Annotated in this window: 13 protein-coding genes and 1 pseudogene; 5 read left to right on the forward strand and 9 right to left on the reverse strand. The window is 59.8% G+C overall.

The annotated features are described in order from the left end of the window. Window positions 1–4 precede the first annotated feature (4 nt). Window positions 5–682, reverse strand: a complete 678-nt coding sequence (locus NTCA1_RS09175) for an MOSC domain-containing protein (RefSeq protein ID WP_086493894.1) — start codon at window positions 680–682, stop codon at window positions 5–7. Window positions 683–885: 203 nt separating this feature from the next. Between NTCA1_RS09175 and NTCA1_RS09180 the strand changes: the two genes are divergently transcribed. Together NTCA1_RS09180 and NTCA1_RS09185 are read left to right on the forward strand one after the other, a co-directional pair. Continuing rightward, window positions 886–1,572 carry a DUF4136 domain-containing protein gene (locus NTCA1_RS09180; RefSeq protein WP_086493895.1) on the forward strand — a complete coding sequence of 229 codons (687 nt, stop codon included), beginning with the start codon at window positions 886–888 and terminating at the stop codon, window positions 1,570–1,572. A 172-nt stretch (window positions 1,573–1,744) separates the two neighbouring features. Then, on the forward strand, window positions 1,745–1,912 hold the full coding sequence (locus NTCA1_RS09185; protein ID WP_236549196.1) for a hypothetical protein: 168 nt from the start codon (window positions 1,745–1,747) through the stop codon (window positions 1,910–1,912). Window positions 1,913–1,927: 15 nt separating this feature from the next. On the opposite strand, the gene NTCA1_RS28670 is transcribed toward NTCA1_RS09185, so the two are convergent. Both NTCA1_RS28670 and dut read right to left on the reverse strand, forming a co-directional pair. Then, a complete protein-coding gene (locus tag NTCA1_RS28670) occupies window positions 1,928–2,497 on the reverse strand; it encodes a dUTP diphosphatase (RefSeq protein WP_236549197.1) in 570 nt (189 codons plus the stop codon). Between the two features lie 58 nt (window positions 2,498–2,555). Further along, window positions 2,556–3,026, reverse strand: a complete 471-nt coding sequence (gene dut, locus NTCA1_RS09195; RefSeq protein WP_037515999.1) for a dUTP diphosphatase — start codon at window positions 3,024–3,026, stop codon at window positions 2,556–2,558. 142 nt (window positions 3,027–3,168) lie between these two features. Between dut and NTCA1_RS09200 the strand changes: the two genes are divergently transcribed. After that, entirely contained in the window at window positions 3,169–3,801 is a 633-nt protein-coding gene (locus NTCA1_RS09200; protein WP_146037330.1) for a sce7726 family protein, read from the forward strand. Here NTCA1_RS09200 and NTCA1_RS09205 read toward each other — a convergent pair. The 5 genes from NTCA1_RS09205 to NTCA1_RS09225 all read right to left on the reverse strand — a co-directional run bounded on the left by NTCA1_RS09205 (window position 3,758) and on the right by NTCA1_RS09225 (window position 11,123). Beyond that, the gene (locus NTCA1_RS09205; RefSeq protein WP_146037329.1) at window positions 3,758–4,843 is read right to left on the reverse strand and encodes a beta family protein; all 1,086 of its coding nucleotides are present in this window, start codon (window positions 4,841–4,843) and stop codon (window positions 3,758–3,760) included. The genes NTCA1_RS09200 and NTCA1_RS09205 overlap by 44 nt on opposite strands. Window positions 4,844–4,854: 11 nt before the next feature. Further along, window positions 4,855–6,120, reverse strand: a complete 1,266-nt coding sequence (locus NTCA1_RS09210; protein WP_037516014.1) for an XRE family transcriptional regulator — start codon at window positions 6,118–6,120, stop codon at window positions 4,855–4,857. Then, complete coding sequence (locus NTCA1_RS09215; RefSeq protein WP_201282443.1) at window positions 6,117–6,572, reverse strand: hypothetical protein; 456 nt, start codon at window positions 6,570–6,572, stop codon at window positions 6,117–6,119. The genes NTCA1_RS09210 and NTCA1_RS09215 overlap by 4 nt, the downstream gene beginning before the upstream one ends. A 334-nt stretch (window positions 6,573–6,906) precedes the next feature. Continuing rightward, window positions 6,907–8,811 carry a UvrD-helicase domain-containing protein gene (locus NTCA1_RS09220; RefSeq protein ID WP_037516019.1) on the reverse strand — a complete coding sequence of 635 codons (1,905 nt, stop codon included), beginning with the start codon at window positions 8,809–8,811 and terminating at the stop codon, window positions 6,907–6,909. Continuing rightward, a complete protein-coding gene (locus tag NTCA1_RS09225) occupies window positions 8,808–11,123 on the reverse strand; it encodes an AAA family ATPase (RefSeq protein ID WP_037516022.1) in 2,316 nt (771 codons plus the stop codon). Before NTCA1_RS09225 ends, NTCA1_RS09220 begins: the two co-directional genes overlap by 4 nt. Window positions 11,124–11,362: 239 nt before the next feature. Between NTCA1_RS09225 and NTCA1_RS09230 the strand changes: the two genes are divergently transcribed. Further along, entirely contained in the window at window positions 11,363–11,599 is a 237-nt protein-coding gene (locus NTCA1_RS09230; RefSeq protein WP_037516025.1) for a hypothetical protein, read from the forward strand. Between the two features lie 34 nt (window positions 11,600–11,633). Here NTCA1_RS09230 and NTCA1_RS28480 read toward each other — a convergent pair. After that, a pseudogene (locus tag NTCA1_RS28480) lies at window positions 11,634–12,158 on the reverse strand (GIY-YIG nuclease family protein); the annotation flags it as partial. 347 nt (window positions 12,159–12,505) lie between these two features. On the opposite strand from NTCA1_RS28480, the gene NTCA1_RS09240 reads away from it, so the two are divergent. Continuing rightward, window positions 12,506–13,477 (forward strand): hypothetical protein, encoded by a 972-nt coding sequence (locus NTCA1_RS09240; RefSeq protein WP_037516029.1) that lies wholly within the window; start codon window positions 12,506–12,508, stop codon window positions 13,475–13,477. Window positions 13,478–13,896 lie beyond the last annotated feature (419 nt).

Genomic DNA, 13,896 nt, shown 5'->3' on the forward strand with positions numbered 1-13,896 from the left:
ACGATCAGTCGAGGCCCAGCAGCTTGGCCCGGCGCCGGATCCAGGGGGCGGCAAGCGTGGCGACTTCACCCAACGCCTCCAGCCCTTCGCGGTCCTTCTTGTGATCGCCCGCGATCAGCAGCCCGAAGACCCGCTGCACGGTCCAGTCGGGATAGGGCCGCTCGGCCAGCACCATGCGGTCTCCGGCCGCGACCTCGCCGTCCTCCAGTACCCGGTAGTACCACCCCGCCCGGCGCGACCGGACCACGCCGGCATTCACCGCCGCGCCGCCGAAGCGGTGGTCCAGTTTCCAGCACGGCTGGCGCCCCTGGCTGACCTCCACCAGCGCAGTGCCCATGCGCCAGCGATCGCCCACGCAGATGGTGTCCTCGGTCAGGCCCTCGGTGGCGATGTTCTCGCCGAAGGCGCCGTAGTTCGACAGCAGTTCATGGCCGCCGATTGCCTCACGCCAGAAGGCGTAATGGTCGTGGGGATAGTGGTGGATCGCCTTGTCAGGCCCGCCGTGAACCGCAAGATCGGCCTGCTCGTCGCCCTCCAGGCCAAGCCGCCCAACGCGAATCGGGCCTGCCACCGGCACCTTGCCGATGGCGCTGGGTTCGTCCTCTCCGCGAAAAGGGCTGACTTTTCCGCATTGAATCGAAAGAATCACGGCGGATTGCGAGTCGGGGGAACTGGTCAACATCCTGACGGCTTCCTACATGACAACCCTGATCTCAAGCCGTGACTTGCGGCTGAATGGCGCATCAGGCCCGGAATCGTTCCGCCGCCGCCCTGCCTCCATTCAACCGCTATTCAGGGCATTGATATTAAGGCAGAGTCGTTATGAATCACAGGCCACGCTTGGGAAGGGCGTTTCGGGCCTGTCGGGTTCGTGGAGTGAAACCGATGACAGAAAATCCCGGAACCCATCTCGGAAAGGTCAGGCTCGTCGCCGTGACCGTGCTGCTGATGGCCCTTGCCGCCTGCGCAACGCCCTTCAAGGCCGACGTTTCGCGCTTCCAGTCGCAGCTTCCGGCACCGTCCGGCCAGAGCGTCGCCGTCGTGGCCGACGATCCCAAGCTTGCGGGCGGCCTTGAATTCGCCACTTACGCCCGCCTCGTGAGCGACCGGCTCCAGAAGCTGGGCTATGCCACGGTGGACGATCCCGCCAAGGCCACCCTGATCGCCCGCTTCGATTACGGCGTCGACAACGGCCGCGAACGCATCCGCTCCTCGCCCGGCATGGGCGGCTACTGGGGCCCGTGGTACGGCGGCGGCTGGGGCGGCCGCGGCTTCTACGGTCGCGGCTGGGGCGGCGGCGGTTGGGGCTGGGGCGGCCCGTGGCGCTATGGCTGGTATGATCCGTTCTTCGACGGCGGCGTGGATTCCTACACCGTCTTCACCAGCGGCATCACCCTGAAGATCGACCGCGCAGCCGACAACCAGCGCCTGTTCGAAGGCAAGGCCGAGGCCGTTTCGACCTCGAACCACCTCCAGTACATCGTGCCGAATCTGGTCGAAGCGATGTTCACCAATTTCCCCGGAAATTCGGGCGAGACGGTCCGCATCACGGTGGCGCCTGAAAAGAAGTAGTTACATCAAGGAAACGACTGGCTCCCCCTGAAAAGAGGGAGACACCGAGGGACGGGTCCGCTGAAATATGCGGGCCCGTCCTTTCTTTTTGCCGTTCCGGCCCGTATCGCGAGCCCCTCCGGTTGACCCTCGCCAACCGCCTTGGAATGCTCACCGCACGATGAATACGTTCATGGCCATCATGTCGCAGCTCTTCTGGGGCGTGACCGTGGGCGCGCTTTCCGCAGCCTTTTCAACGCTGGCCAAAGGGCTTGCGCTGATCCTCGGCGTGGGCGGCGTGGGCTGGTATTCGCTCAGGCGTCGCCGCGAGAAGCGCGCGCGAATCGAGCGCAAGAACTGAAGCGGGTCGAGAGCCTCAGCTCCCCAAAGACACCACACCGCCGGTAGAGCCGAACCCGCCCTCGCCGCGCTCGGTCGATTCCAGTTCCTCCACGGTCAGCCAGGCCGCGCGCGTTACCGGGGCCAGCACGAGCTGGGCCACGCGGTCGCCGCGCAGGATCTCGAAGGGCTGTGCGCCGTGGTTGATGAGGATCACCTTCAGCTCACCGCGATAGTCAGGCTTCAGGTCACCAGTTTGGGTGAACCCTATATGGAATAGGGGTGTTTGTAGGTTCACCCATTTTCTTTGGGTGAACCTGACCCCTGATTCGCGACGGTTGTTGGTAAGACCGACGCCCATTCTGGACGATCGGTTGACTTCGAAATTTATTTTCGAAGTCAACCGATCGTAACCGCCGAAGGCGGCAACTCGCTCGCCAAGTGCACTGGTGTCGCTGAGGAAGCGCCTGCGGGCAAGCCAAGGAGCGCGGGTGACCGGGCTAAAGCCAGGTACTTCACCGCTTGGATGCCACTTGAAGGGTTGTCGCCTAAGAGCCGCACTGGTCACTTTAATGTCCTCTTTCAGTTCCGTCAGATTCGCCCCCATCCTTGAACGCCGGCGAGCGCCCAAATGTCTGGGAGTGATCTACTGAAACCTTTCGATCTCAAACACCGGTTGAGCCAAACCCACCCATCCCACGAGAGGTGGTGGCTGAAAATTCCTCTACAACGCGGAACGAAGGTCGCAGGATAGGCAAGAAGACGAGTTGTGCGATGCGATCGCCCGGATTGATCATGACCGGATCGCTCCCCGGCGGGGTACGCAGCCACGTGCTAATAAAGATCTGATTGGCATAATCAGCATCGATGGTGCCTACGGACTGGCCGAGTATGACACCCTTTTTGTGACCCAGCCCCGACCTAGCGAGAAGAAAAGCGACAATGTTAGGGTCGTTCATAAGTATCGCCACGCCGGTTGGGATAAGCACCGCATCAGCTTGAGGCTGAAGTTCGAGTGGCTCATCAAGGCATGCATACATGTCGATACCTGCCGACATATCCGTCTGAAACGAGGGAAGGCCCCATTCTCTGACTCGTTCATCAAGCACGCGCAGTTCAAATTCAGGGGTGTTCAACTCATTTCCTTCGAAAATTTGTTTTCTAAATCTGGCTAGGCACCTAGGTTAGCCTAACCTCGCAGAGCTATAAAGGGGGGCACCAACACACCGTACATTCCCAATCCGATAAGTCATGGCAGGCCCGGCGTAACATTGACCGTTGCCACTCAGCTATAACCACGGCTATCGATTCGGGATGGCTTTGAGACGGCTTCGAGACAGTGATATCAGGCAGGCCGCCTATCGGCGGTTGCTGACGCACGCCCGAGCCTGTCCCGATACTCTGGTCATCGACGAACTCGGCCTCGATCACGGCAACTGCCGGATCGACATTGCTGTGATCAACGGGCACATCCGTGGCGTCGAAATCAAGGCAGAGGCTGACACTCTCGAGCGCCTGCCCAGGCAGGTGGCCGCCTATGGCGAGGTCGTCGATAAGGCCTTGTTGATCGTCGATCCCAAACATCTCGCATCGGCCATGACGATGGTGCCTGATTGGTGGGGCATCATGGTCGCCGAGCGCGGCGCGACCCAGGGCGTGCGGTTCCGTCGTGTCAGACCGGAACGAGCAAACAAGGGTATCGATCCACTTATTCTGGCTCGTCTGCTGTGGCGACCTGAAGCGCAAGCGATCCTGAGAAGTCTTGGCGTCTCGGAGCGAGAACTCCGCGCTCCACGCGCGACGCTCTACAAGATGTTGGTGGATAGGCTGCCGCTGCGCCGTCTATCGCAGACTGTCCGCGAGACTCTCAAGGCCCGAACATCGTGGCGAGATCGGCCACCACTTTTGTGATGTGATGGTTCGAGCCTACCCACCGCCATGTGGACAGGCTCCCGGTGCCGGCAATCCCGTCTCGGCACTGCTCGATATAGTCACTGCCGGGCGAGAAACCCGAACCCAGAAAGTGGGCTGATCCTGTAACGGTGCCGCTGCATCCCCGATACTGCCCGAACCCGTTGTCACGCACGTTGACACCCTTGGCAATAATCCAGCCATCGTCACAGGCGTAGCGGATCGTTGCCGAAGGCTTCACTTTCCTCATGTCCATTTGTGAGTACCCATTGGCGGCAATGGCATAGTCAGCAAATGTCGGTTTGCGGAGGGTCTCGCCCAGATTAGCCAGTAGCGCCCGGAAAAACGTCCATTCCCGCCGAGGCCAGAACTGAATGGGTCCGGTCACCTCGCCCATAGAAGCGGGAAATGATGTACCCGCGAGGATGAGGCTGCGCGCAGTCGCCATGGCATTCGATGCTTGGATCGCAGCGGTGACTATGTTGATCAGCACGTCCTGAGGATCCCAGGCAGGGGCTTCGAGGTCGAGAACCACATCGCATTCGGCGATGGTCACACCGAGTTGCTGAAGTGCTACACCAACATTGCGGTCGAAATCGGGATCCAGAGCTTCGTCCAGAGAACAGCGCAATATCACTCCGGTCTGCATCAATGCGTTCGCGGCTCTCACGGCCGTGCGATAGCCTGCGTTGCTGTTCAGTCTAATGACCGGGACAAGCGTGGCTCCCTGTGCGAAAGCCTCCTCGCACAGGTATAGCATTGGATGCTTTCCGCCCTGCATCACCTCAGCCGGATCCAGCAGGCCGCAGTCGAGCAGCGCGAGGCGCGTTCCCCATTTGGCTCGAAAGCGAGCGGCAAACTTTGCAACGTGATCGTCGATCGACTTCGAAGGTGTCCACGCCTCGAAATCGAAATCCGGGGGTGTGATCTCGATAAGAGGAACGGTCCTGTCCTTAACGGCGTCCGGCAGGCGAAAGAGCGCTTGGTACTCGCCCTGCCGCCATTTGAGGATCGGCACGTAGTCGGTGTGCGTAATTGGCATGTCGTCGTCCCTCAAATATCGAACTGGCGGCGAACTTCGCCATTGCCGACGAGCGTCCGGAACAGCGTGTAGTCATTCGCGTCCCGCCGGATCCGGCCAGCGATCACCGCAGGTGCCACGCCAAAGCGTTTGGCATCGGCCACGACCGCCTTGTCGTTGCGGGTGAAGCGCGACACAGCAAGGTTCCAGTTTGCCTCTGGGATCAGGGCTTCCTGCGCAAAATAGTCGGCATCCTGCTCAACCTTGTCGGCTGCCGGCGAGTCGTTGTCGTCAAAGATCGCCGCGTATTCTCCCAACCGGATGTGCAGCTTCAGATGGCCGATCTCGTGGAGCAACGTGAACCAGAAGTTGTCGAGCCGGTCGTGACGCAGGGTCATCGCGACAATGGCATGATGATCGGCTGACGCCAGCGCGGCACCGTCAAGCAACGTGCCTGGCAGGTGGCGTTCGATCACCAGCGATATGCCTACATCGCGCAGATAGTCGGCTGCAAGGCGTGGTCCATTGTGTTCCAGACTGAGCCCGACCAGGCCGCGCACCCATTCCGCAGTGAGACGGTCTCGGTCGAACGCGCAGTCGGGCGGATTTCGATCGGCCAGTGCCCGAACTCGCGCTTCCCAAGCGGCAATGGAGGCTTCATGGACTTGTCCGCTCGATCGTACCGACTTGCGGTGAAGGGCCATCGGCGCAAACTGCGAGTGAGTACCCCGCAGGAATGACGGGATTAGATCGCTGGCAGTCTTCTTTGCCTGTGAGAGCGTGCCCGAGAAGTCCTCGAACCAGCCGCGTTTATACATTTCGGCGACCGGGAATGCCTGCCAAACCGTCGGATCGACGCTATCGAGTCTCGGGCCTCCGACCAGTTGGGCGCGCTCGACGATGCGCACGTTCAGGGCGTCGGCCACCTCCGTGAGTCGGTCGAGGCTTGCCATGCGATAGCGGTCGGATTCGTAGCGCTGGATTTGCTGTTCGGCGACGCCGAGGAAATCCCCGAGATCCTTCTGGCTCATGCCGCGCGCGATGCGGGCCTGAATGAGGATATCAGGAAGATCGTGAAGGCTATCCGCCGAGAATTCCGAAATTTTGCCCGCGCGGAGGTCTTCGTAGAAGCGCACGTCCTCCTCGAGTTCGTCGATTTGGCTGCGCAGTGCCGAGCGCTGCGCCTTCGCGAACACTTCAGGGAAGTCGCTGGTCGGCGTCTCGAGTGCGGCAAAGGCTTCCGCGAGCTTTTCGATCGAAGCCTTCGACGACCTGTACTGCTTTTCGTTGGTGATCATGGCGTCGCTCCTTTCAGCGGCGCGAGCGGAATGCGGAGAATGCCCTTGGCTTGGCCGGATGACTTCTCGACTTGGAAGAAGTCGAGAAAGGGTGCGCCCGGCCCGTTGGGCATTCCGGCAATGAACATCTCACCGAGGTATTTTGCTTTTTGCGCTGCTCGCTTGTTGTCGAAATCGAGAAGAACCGGATCGAGCTTGGCCGGGTCGACCCCGACATGCTCCCAGCAGCCGTCGTAGTCACCGGGGTGCGGTTTCGCGGTCACGAAGCTTCCATCCAGATAAACATAACGGCAGCCGGCGGCGGCCAGAACCTGAACCATGCGGACGAAGCCATCGAACAGCCACTTGCGATGAGGTGTGGTCGCGAAGCGAGCCTCTACCTCAGCGAGGGTCGTGTCGTGAATGCCGGGCGGCAGCACGGCCCAAGGGCAAGGTGAGCCCAGCTCGATCAAGTCTGGTATCATGAACACAACTATATCGTTGTGTCCATTTCTGTCCAGCGAAATAGTGGCGTTTGCGGTTTGCGAGAACCAAGCATTCGCCTCATTTGACGGCGACTCGTCGGCTGCTGCTGAAAGCGAAACTCCGCATCGTGGAACAAAACCGCCATTCACCGACGAAGCGACGAACGGCGGGCATTGTCAAATACCGACGTTCTGCGATCGCACCGCTAATCTTTTTGGCCGACTGAGATTGGACCGCCTGCTGACATATTGCTTTCAGCTGCGGGAGGCAAAATGCGGCTATTTGACAGGTTTCGCAACCACTCGGTTGTGACACTCGGCCTCAGTTCACAATCTCGATTTCATCTTCTGCGAACCAACCCTGCTGCAGCAGCGCGTCGCGCGATGCTGTGGGATTCTCAGCGTAATAGACGACTGCCAAACTCCGCTCGGCGCGGCTGCACGTCACATAGAAAAGGCGCCGTGTACGATCGATTGTCGTCTCTTCGCCTGCCGCCTCATTGTCGAGATCGGTCTTGCTCTTCCCCTTTGCGCCGAACAACTTGTCATAGTTGAATAAGAAGCCGCGAGCCTCCTCGTCGCTGATGACGACCATCACCCTTGGAAACTCCAAGCCCTTCACGCCCTGATGGGTGTCGAACTGCGAAAAGCCGCAGACATAGCGGTCATATTTGTCGATCTGACCGAACGGCGCCTCAAGCGCTTGCCGCCAGGCGGCGATCTCACTCTTAATGTCGATTTCTTCCTCGTCCTCGTCCGCGTCGTTCCCGTCTACCGGGTCGGGGTCGGGGTCGGCGGCGGCAAAGGGCAACAGCACGTCCGGCACAGTGAACAATCGGTGCTCGGCGACATAGCGCAACACGTCACGCAGGCTCGCCGAGGGTTGCCCGTCGACCAGCGCCAGCAGCCCCGAACAGGCCCCTTTCGCTCGATCGAGCAGGTCCTGCTGCGCCTCGCCGGCATCCCTCAGCGCGTCACGGTCAAGCAGCGGCGAGGTCTTGCGGATTATTGCCGCCGTCGCGAACCGATCGCCAACTCGTAGGGCCTTGACCAACGGCAGGATCTCACGCGTAAAGATGCCCAGGCCAGCACCAGTCCCGTCGAGCAGCCCGGTGTTGATACGCTGGACGGCATAGAGCGGTTCGAAGAACTGCTCGAACCCGAACCGGCGCGCCGACATCATATGCTCAAGCGCCAGCGTCTTTATCGCTTCCGAACCGTCTGCCCAGGCTGGATCTCCAGCAATATCAGCCATTCGTTGCGCGATCGCTGCTTCCGCCGCTGACTTGTTTGCGGTCGTATGGGGAAGCAGGAAGAGCCGGGCTACCCCCGGTTGCGCATCGGCGCGCGGCCGCTGTTCTTGGCCGTCATCGTCACGCCGAACCTTGTTGATAAGCTCAATGACCCGCGTCGGACAGCGGTGATTCATCTCTTTACGCGGCTTTGCCCAGTCTTCTGGAATGGCTTCGGCAAGGCCGGTCTTTCCATCGGCATAGATGCGCTGCATCGTGTCACCGAACAGGCCCAGGATGAAGCTTTCGCGATGCGCCGCTTGAACGTCGAGCAGCGCATCCATCAGCCGTCGGCTTGTGTCCTGGCTCTCGTCAATCAGCAGGATTGGAAATCGCGTAACTAACAGCCGACGTAGACCAGGCTTGGCCGTCAAGAACTCCGCTGTCATCGCGATCACCTCGGCATGATTGAGGGCATCGCGTGTGCGGTTGTCTCCGGTTGGGCTGTAGATGAACCGCTGAATAGCATCGAGCCCGGCATGGCGTCGGCGCTTACTCTCGATCGAACGGGCACGATCGATCGCGGCCTTGCTCGTCGCGCGGCCCTTGGCCTGCGCTTTTTCCAGTTCCGCGATGTCCTGCAGCATTCGGGCAGCGACCCATTTGCGGATGTCACCGTCGTAGCCGCCGATCAGCGACCAGGCGAAGGCGTGGATGGTCGAGACCTCTACGCGGGGATCGAACTCAAGACGCTGCTTAATCTCGTCGCAGGCGGCATTGGTATAGGTGATGACACCAATCTTCTGTCCGGCGAGCGAGAGACGCCGCCCCTGTTCACGGCACACGATACGGATCGCTTCGACCAGCGATCGCGTCTTGCCGGACCCCGCACCGGCATAGAGGAAGAAGCTTTTAGGCTTGTCGAGATCAAGGCAGGCAAGGATGGTCTCGTCGGCCTTAGCGTCAAAGACATCATCGTCAGGCACGGTGCTCACACGGCTACCTCCACCTTGGGCAGGATCTCGACGCGCTTCTTCTTGAGCTGCAGTAGCAGCCACTCGAGCCCTTCAGCGATGTATCGCGGAACGACAAGATCTTTGAATCCTTCGGTCTCAATCACGTCAAGGGCGAATTCAGCCTTCTTGCCATTCTTGAGGGCAAGGTACATCTGCTCGCCGATTGCGGCGGCCCCGCCGCCTGCCTCGATTGCGTCGCTGAACTTGCGTACGAGACCGGTGCCCTTCAACGCAGCAAAGAACGCCAAATTCTCGAACACCAGCGCGTCCTCGAACGTGTAGGGCAGAGCGATCTCCGGGGCATCGGTTCCCGGCAGCGTCACGGTAAGCGGGGTCTGATAAGCGACACGCACCGCAAAGAGCTGATCTTCAGGCTGCGACTGGATCTTATACGCGACTGGTGCATCGAGCAGCGTGTCGACGTCATCGGTGCCCGGCACCCAGGTCTTGAGGGTCGCATTGTTGGTTTTCTGATCAACACCCATTGCCGGCTGCACCGATGCGCCGCCCGTTTTGTCGAGCGTGTCGAGGTCGGTAACGATAAGGGTAAGTAGGCCAAGATGATCGATCAGCGATTTCAAGCGATGCGCGTGACTGCCGCCAATCTCGAGCAGCGTGATGTAGCATTGGTTGAGCTCGTCGTAATGCGCGCGGATGAAGTTCGGCAGCAGCATGCGCTCGGCCGGACCCTCGACCAAGATGGCCGCGTCGGCGAAGAACAGATCGGCATGCTGAGCACGCAGGTAGCGCGTCACGAACCGCTCGGTATCGTTGCTGGTCCCGAATACCTCGGAGAGGTTGATGACCGTCGAGACCGGCACTTTTGCCACCATGCCGGCCGGCAGCCTGCGGAAGTAACGCAGGCAGGCGAACGACGTCTCGTGTGCGACGTGGCTCGAATGGGTGCTGACGACGAGCTGGGTGCGCAGCTTGTCATTGCCGATCAGGTCGTCATGCGCGCGCAACACCGCATAGGCCTTTTTGATGAAGACCTGTTGCACCTGGGCGTGCAGATGCGCCTCGGGTTCTTCGACGAGCACGAGGTGCAATGGTTCGGTGCTATTAATGACACCGCCCTTTGAGGCCTTGCCCACCCGCATCCAGGCGTCGCGGAAGCTCATAAGCCGAAAGATCATCGAGATGAGGTTCTGATAGCCTAAGCCGTTGTTAGCCTCGGGTAGCCGTAGAAGCGGCATGGTCACACCATCCTCTGCGATGACATCGACTTCAAAGCTGACCGCGGCTGAGTGGTTGAGCCCGTCAATTGCCTTGAGCCGCGTCGAGACTCGAGGCCGGGGATCGGTGACGCCGGGATAGCCCATGCCCTCGACCTCGCTGAACGCCGCCGTGAAGCTTTCGGTCAGCCGCTTATCGAAGGCGTCCTGCGCAGCTTCAATTGCCTGCAGAGCACCGAGATCCTTAGGGTCGGGGCCCTTGGTCGGGTCGAGATGCTTCGCATAATAGCTGCGCAGCTGGTCCGAGAGCCGGTTGCTCGATGCGGACACCGGCGTATCGTCATCATCGTCCCCCGACTGCTCTTCGCCGAAGCCGCGCTGGGCGGGGATATCATGGACCCGGATAAGACCCTTCAGCGGATCGCCCTCGATCGGCAACGAGGCGAGAGGCAGTGCTTGCGGTTGGGCCTGTGATTTGACCGGGTCGACAAGCAGCGCCGGATCGAGCGTATAGGCGCGGATCGTGAAATGCGCAGAGAGCCGCTTGCTGAGAAAGTCGATCAGGTTGGTCGGCCATACCGTTAGCTTGGGCGGGTCGGGCTGCGGATCGACGTCCGGGTGCTCGACCGCGACCGCGGCGATGGCAGCGGCCTTCATGGCCTCGGCATCGGTCACGGCGCCCATGAAATCCTTGTAGAGCAGCCCGAGATCTTTGGGCTCGTACCGTAGCCGGACCCCGAGACGGCCGCCCTCCCAGTCTAGCGTCGGTATGAGATCGCGCACATGGTGCATCTCGCCCGTCTCGACATGAAGCCAGAGATCGAGCGTCGGCAACGAACTCACCCACGGTGCGATCGTCAGATCGACGACTTCATCCGCATCGCGTGCTGCAATCCAGCTTTCACCGAGCGTAATAAGGTTCGGCCAGTGGCATAGAGTCAGGTCGTGAATCTCAAACGGGCAGCGTCGCGGCGAGAGGAACCGCCGCATTGCAAGCATCGCCGAGGTCTTGCCGCTATTGTTTGCCCCGACAAACAGCGTTGTTGTGGTAGAAAGATCGACACGCGCGGACAGCAGCTTCCTAAAATTGGCAATCTCGACAAACTCGATGTGCACGCGGACCCTCCCGGCTTTTGGGCTATATAATGTGACGCCAAATTCTTGAGACGCAACACTATTGGCGCCTGACCTGCTGCCGCATCTGAGTTGGGAAGCCAAAGCCAAGCCGTGAGACCGTTGTGGATTTTCCCAATTTCACAACCGCTCTTTCGCGGCGCTGTTGTCGCCACCATCTCCAGGGTGTTTCGTCGGCCCTTCGCTATAACGCGTCAGCTTCGCCGGGCGAGGAGAGGTCGATGGCTGGCATGGAAATGATGTTTGACGCGATGATGTCGGCGGGCGGCGCAATGACGGTGGGCGCGGTCGAGCAGCGCCTGCCGAGGCTCGCCGCGCGGTTGGACAAATTCGACCGGGCGGCGACGCTGGCGAAGTTAGGTGGTCTTCTGCGGCGCACGGCAGCGTTGCGATCGCGCCATCACCGGTGCGTCGGCCTCGAACCAATCCAGATCAATCATCTCTGGATCGAGATGTAGATGCGATCACGGATCTCAGCTTGGCGCTGACGGACTAACGCAGACGTCCATTGCGGCGAAGATGCTCGGGATAATCCGGTGCGCCGCCCAAAATCGCGAGCCGGTCCATTCCTGTGGGGGGAGCCGGAGGATTGTCCGCCAGCCAGGCGCGATATGCCTCTTCAGTGTCGAAGTCTGGCGTCTGATGGGAGAAGTCGCTCAGACGTCCGCAGCTGATGCAATGATAGGCTTGGGATGCCTCCTGGAAGTGCATCCCGCACATGGCACCACAGAATGGACAGCATTCTTCGAATTCGAGGTCCGCCCATTCCCAGACACCGAGATATTCTGGGACGGCGTCACGATCATGGCCGATGATTTCGAATGCGTCGGCATGCCGAGCGACGAAGCCATCGCTGCCGGCGTGCACCAGATCCTCCAGAATTTTGCCGGGCTCGAGATGGAACCACTCGCCTGCGACGCGGTGGGCATGGTACTTGCGGTGCAACTCTGCCTCAAGGAGGCTTTCCGTATTGGACTCAATCCACCCAACCAGCACCAGCGTATGCGGATTTCCGGTCTGTAGCGCGTCGCGGCGCTGTTAAATGTCCTTGGCGCGTCCAATTTTCAGCAACGGCTCGCCAGCGCTCAATTGGTAGATGAAGTAGACAGGCATAGCTCTTGCACTTTCAGTTTGAGCACTGACGGAAATCTCTATTGGGCGGGGCGGAAGTTCGCTGATGCGGGTCGTTCCTACGCGACATATCATCACGTCCATTTCCTCCACTCAACACTTTGTCTACACGCTGAGTTATGCCTCACTGCCGGAGCGAGTCAGTTTCCTCGCCCCGAACTTCGCTTGGCCGATAGAAGAATCATCGCCAATCATCTAATTGGCAGGCATTCATTGCAATCTCCTGAGAGACTATGCCTTCATTGTTAGAGAACGCGACTGCTTCGATCCGGATGGGAGTCGAGGATTTCCGCCAGCAGGATCACGATCGCGATATTTCAGCGGTCCGTAATTTCTATGCGGGTGTGCTCCTGCTTGCGAAGGAGGCGCTGATCCGAGCAGTCCCGAATGCTGATCCGCAGCACGTCATTGGTGCCAAGCTTAAGCCTGTGCCAGACGGTCAGGGCGGCATCGAGCTGGCACAAGTAGGCCATTCGACCATAGACTTTCAGCAAATCGGTGAACGCGCCAAAGATTTCGGAATATCCTTGGACCATAAGGCGCTCAAAGCGCTCAACACCATCCGCAACGATATGGAACATCACTACACATCGGAGTCGGCGACCGCGATCCGCGCGGCGATCAGCAAGGGTTTTCCGGTTGTGGCTTCCCTGTTTCGCCAGATGGAGGAAGATCCAGTCGCGCTTTTGGGAGAAGCATGGACAACCATGCTGGAAACTAAGGAGTTGTACGACCAAGAGCTCCGGGAAGCGCGGGCCACACTAGAGAAAATTAGATGGCGATCTTCCTCAATCATGGCTGAAGTCATCAAATGCGGAGATTGTCAGTCCGAGCTCGTCGAGCAGGTCGAACCCGAAAACGAGAGCCAAGATTACGCACAGCTGCGCTGCAAGACCTGCGGGCAAGATGTAGATGTAGCCGATGCCATCGAACAGGCGATCGAGAAGGCGCATGGAGCCGAGGCGTATGTCCGTTACAAGGATGCATTCGAGGATGGCCCGATCTATCAGTGTCCCGTTTGCGGGCGGTCGACGTTGTTGGAAGGGGAAGACGGTTGTGCGAACTGCGGCGAAGCTTTGGATTTTAACGCTGAATGTTTTCGCTGCGGAGCAGGCATCAGCATACAGGATTATCTAGACGGGCTCGATGAAGGGCTTTGCTCCTACTGCTCTCACATGCAGGAAAAGATTTTGCGGGAAGACTGAGATGCTTCCTCGCTCATGTCCAAATTGAGGCAATCAGGCAGTTGCCCTAGTGGCGCCCCATCGACAGTTGCTTTTTGATTTGGACGTCTGCCAGGCAGATCTAAACGACCTTTTTTCGTCGGCAGCGGAGTCAGAGTAAGCGTCAGCTATTCCCGCAATCCGGCTCCTGATTGGACAGTCGTTTACACCGGCTTTCCGCCGTGGTCGGGGCTCCAGAGAATGTTTGGTTCTGGGAAACTGAAATGAGAACCTGAAAGGCAACGATGGGTCGAGGGCGGCAAAGGCTTCTACGCGCCCAACCAAGCCGTTCAACTGGGAAAATGGCGTGCCCATGAGTCGCCAGTCCGCTTGTGACCGGGGCTGGGACTAAGCCGCCATTTGGCGCCCGCAGCGCCAATGGCGGCTATTGTCAAAAGCGG

The organism is Novosphingobium sp. TCA1 (genome assembly GCF_009811895.1).
Lineage (GTDB): Bacteria > Pseudomonadota > Alphaproteobacteria > Sphingomonadales > Sphingomonadaceae > Novosphingobium > Novosphingobium panipatense_A.